The organism is Kitasatospora nipponensis, from assembly GCF_039528135.1.
In the GTDB taxonomy this organism is placed as follows: domain Bacteria; phylum Actinomycetota; class Actinomycetes; order Streptomycetales; family Streptomycetaceae; genus Kitasatospora; species Kitasatospora nipponensis.
Genome location: NZ_BAAALF010000349.1, coordinates 1 through 3977 on the forward strand (window position 1 = coordinate 1; position 3977 = coordinate 3977).

Below are 3977 nucleotides of genomic sequence, written 5' to 3' on the forward strand. Positions count from 1 at the left end.
CTGCCGCTGGAGGCGGCGCTGCCGGTGCGCAGCGCGCCGACCAGCGCGAGGGGGGGCGCCTCGGCGGCCAGCAGGGCGGCGGTCAGCGAGCGTGGAGCGGTCCTGGAGTGCACGCGGATCTCCGTTCGGGACGGGGTGGTGGGCCGGGGGACCGTCACATCAGGTGGACCCACTGGGCCACCGACGGCACGCCGTTCGCGTCGACCACGAAGAGCATGTAGTAGCCGGGCGGCGCCAGGTTGGGGTTGCTGGTCACGTTGAGGTCGACGCTGCCGTCGCCGTGCACGGTCAGCGGCAGGTCGACGAAGCGCTGGTTGGGGTCGGAGGAGTGGGTGACGGCGGCCGGGCGGATCAGCTCGGCGCGCACGATCGGCCCGTCCACCGTGATGCGCCGGCTGGAGCCGTAGGACCACATCGGGTCGGCGACGGAGGTGATCTGCGGGCGGGCGCCGTGGTAGAGGTACGGCGGGGTGTAGATCGACACGTGCAGGTCGAAGCTGCCGTTGCCCGGGTTGTCGCCCACCGTCATCACCCGGCCGTCCGGCAGCAGGAAGGACGCCGAGTGGTAGCTGCGCGGGATCGGGTCGGTGGCCAGGCCCGCGGTGAAGGTGTCGGTCGCCGGGTCGAACATCGAGGCCTCGAAGACCGGGTCCGCGCGGTTGTGCAGGGCGCCGCCCGTCTCCAGCACCCGGCCGTCGGGGAGCAGCACGGTGGAGACGTACATCTTGCCCTGGGCGGCCGACTCCGTGCTGCCGTCGGCGAGGTGGCCCAGTGGCAGCAGCGGACCGGGCGTGTAGGCGGGGGAGGCGGCCCGGAGGTCGACGAGGTCGGTCTGCCGCCCGGCGTCCACGTTGCTGACGATGTTGCCGCCGCCCACGGTGAGCACCCGCTGGTCCTGGGCGGGCGGCAGCAGCACGCTCATCGACTGGTCGCGGGTGTCCTTGCTCTGCAGCCCGGGCACGTCGGTGACGGTGTTGGCCCGGTAGTCGTACAGCGCGGCCCCCGCGCCCGGCGTGCCGTTGCCGAAGACGTGGCTGCCGGTGTAGAAGAGCCGGCCGTCCTGCAGCAGCACCATCGAGGGGTACAGGCCCCAGAAGTGCCAGCTCTGGTTGACCTGCCCGGTCGGCTGCCAGGCCTGCGCGGAGGTGGCGAAGCGCTCGGCGGTGACGCTGCCGCTGGAGTCGGCCCGCAGGCCGCCGAAGGTCAGCACGTCCCCGTCGCCCATCTCGGTGGCGGAGGGGTACCAGTGACCGTCGTTCATGTCGTTGGTGGGCGTGTAGCTCTCGGTGGCCGGGTCGAAGAGGTAGCCGCTGGCGAGCCCCTCGTAGCCGTGGCTGCCGTCGGCGGCGGGGTAGGAACGGGTGCCGCCCATGATCAGCACCCGGCCGTCGGGCAGTTGCACGTGCCCCGAGCAGAACAGGTCCACGGGCGTGCGGACCTGGTGGAAGCCGCCGGTGGCGGGATCGTAGACGGCCGAGGTGAAGGTGCCGGCGGCGAACGCCATCGGGTCGTTGCCGGAACCCGCCATCAGCAGCACCCGGCCGTTGTGCAGCACGATGGCGTGCATGCTGCGCACCGGGTTCGGGAACGGCATCACCTGCCAGGAGCCGGCGGTGCAGGCCGGGCCGGCCGTGCAGGTGTCGGGGCCGGCCGGCACGGTGGCGTCGGTCATGGTGTAGTCGTCGGTGGTCACCGTGCCGGTGCCGTAGACCGTCACGCCCCAGCTGAGCTGGTCGGTGTTCGGCGGGACCACCGGCGTGCGCACCTCGGCGTGCGCGTAGGCCGTGGCGGGGGGCAGCGTCGACAGGTCGGTCCAGTACTGCCAGCCGGTGGCGACGTCGTGGCGGAAGGCGGTGATCACCGTGTCGGGAGTGCTGGTGGTGTACCAGACCCCCAGGTCGTACTGGTGGCCCGGCGTCACCGCCGGGGCGCAGGACGGGCTCTCCCGCATCATCGCCTTGCGGTCACCGGTGGTGACGCCCGTGACGGTGAGCCGCAGCGCGTGCGTGCCGCCGTGCGCCCCGGCCGAGGTCACCGTGTAGTCGGCCGTGCCGGTGCCCCAGCCGGACTGCTCCCAGCAGAGCGGGAAGCCGTTGCCGTCGAGCGACTCCAGGCCCGGATCGACCAGCAGGTTGGCGCCGGCCCAGGCGGGACGGGCGCCGAGCATCAGGGCCAGCAGGGCCAGCACGGCGGCGAAGACCGGCCCGGCCTTGGGGCGGGATGTGCGGATCACAGCTGGGCTCCTCCGGTGATGGCGGTGGTGGTGGCGGCGGCTGGCGTGGCGGTGGCGGCGCCGGCGGTCGTGGTGGCGGCGGCGGGTCAGGGGTGCGGCGGCCGGGCGGCGTCGGCGTCCTTGACGTCGCCGTCCTTGACGATGCGTCGGATCTCGATCCGGTCCGCCGCCGAGTCCCCGAAGGCGGCGACGACGGTGGAGTGGGCCAGCGCGGCGCGCACGGTCGGCAGGTCGTTCGGGTCCTGGCGCAGGGCGGGGCTGGAGACGATGTAGTCCAGGCTGCGCCAGCCCTGCGGCAGGGTGGCGGCGACGGCCGGGTCGAGGTCGACCTTGGAGTACCAGATCACCCCGCTGCCGGGCTCGAAGCCGTCGCGCACCAGACCCGGCCAGAGCGCGTCGTCCACGGTGATCCGGGTGTGCGCGGGGTCGGGCAGCTGGGTGCGCAGCCAGCGGGCGGCCGCGTCGTAGCGCGCGTTGGGGTGCGAGGTCAGGGCGGTGCGGTCGCCGGCGTACCACCGCGGCACGGTGTAGCCGGCGGCGAGGGCGGCGGCCAGCAGCAGCACCGCCCAGCGCACCGCGCGCGGGACGGGGCCGGGCCGGGCGGGTGGGAGCGGCCGGATGCCCAGGACCAGCCGGGTGGCCAGCTGGGCGGCGCCGGCCAGGACCAGTGCCAGGAAGGGCAGCGCCTGGATCACGTACATCGCCGGCAGGTAGCCGGCGCCCGGCCGCAGCACCACGGCCGCCAGCAGCAGTACGGCCAGCGCGGGCGCGCGCAGCCGGCGTGAGCCGAGCAGCGGCAGCGCGACCGCCAGGCCGCCGACGATCAGCACCCGGTCGTAGTAGAGCCAGGAGTCCAGCACCTGGCGTGCGCCCGAACCCGGCGTCAGCACCGAGCCGGAGCCGGAGCGGTGGAGCTGGAAGAAGAGGCCGCCGAGCAGCGAGACATGGCCGGGTCCGGGGAGGAGCTCGCCCTTGATCGCGGCGTACAGCGGATAGCCGACGGCGATCAGGAAGAGCGCCGTGCCGAAGCCGACCAGCGAGAACTTCCTGGTGGTGCGGCCGCTGTGCTGCCACAGCAGCAGCACCAGGGCGGGCAGCACCACGGCGATGGTCTCCTTGGTGAGCACCGCGACCCCCGCGCACAGGCCCGCCGCGACGTGGTGCCACAGGTGCTTGCGCGGGGAGGCGGCCAGCGCGAAGGCGGCGAGCATCCACGGGAGGGCGAAGTTGTCCAGGAAGAGCTCGCGTTGCAGGCCCACCGCCAGCGGGCTGAGCCCCAGCAGCAGCACGGCGAGCGCGGCGAAGCCGCGGGAGAGGCCCAGCCGACGGGCCAGCAGGTGCAGCAGCAGCGCGCTCACCGCGGTGACCGGGAGCATCACGATCCGCAGTTCGGCCGTCCAGAGGTGGTCGGGCGAGGCGAACAGGCCCGGCAGCCAGGCCAGTACGGCCAGTTGCACCCAGCCGAGGGGTGGATGGTCGTACCAGTAGGTGTAGGGGGCCAGCCCGTGGTGGTGCTGGACGGCCCAGGCCTGCGCGAGGTAGGTCCCCTCGTCGTCGCTGACGGTGGGGTAACCGGTGATGTTCCAGAACTGGACGGGGGGGGCGGCGGGGGGGGCGGCGGGGGGGGGGGGGGCGGGCGCCGCCGGCGGAACAGGCGCGGGCGCAGGCGCGGGCGCGGGCGCGGGAGGCGGGGCCGGCGAAGGTAGGACGGGCACCGGCACCGGCACCGGCACCGGCACCGGCG

At 74.2% G+C, this 3977-nt stretch carries 2 protein-coding genes; both read right to left on the minus strand.

Features of this window, described 5'->3' with window-relative positions; genetic code table 11:
* Positions 1-154: 154 nt before the first annotated feature.
* The gene (locus ABD323_RS39895) at positions 155-2233 is read right to left on the minus strand and encodes a galactose oxidase early set domain-containing protein (RefSeq protein WP_425556327.1); all 2079 of its coding nucleotides are present in this window, start codon (positions 2231-2233) and stop codon (positions 155-157) included.
* 86 nt (positions 2234-2319) lie between these two features.
* Positions 2320-3972, minus strand: a complete 1653-nt coding sequence (locus ABD323_RS39900) for a glycosyltransferase family 39 protein (RefSeq protein ID WP_344447013.1) — start codon at positions 3970-3972, stop codon at positions 2320-2322.
* Between the last annotated feature and the right edge of the window lie 5 nt (positions 3973-3977).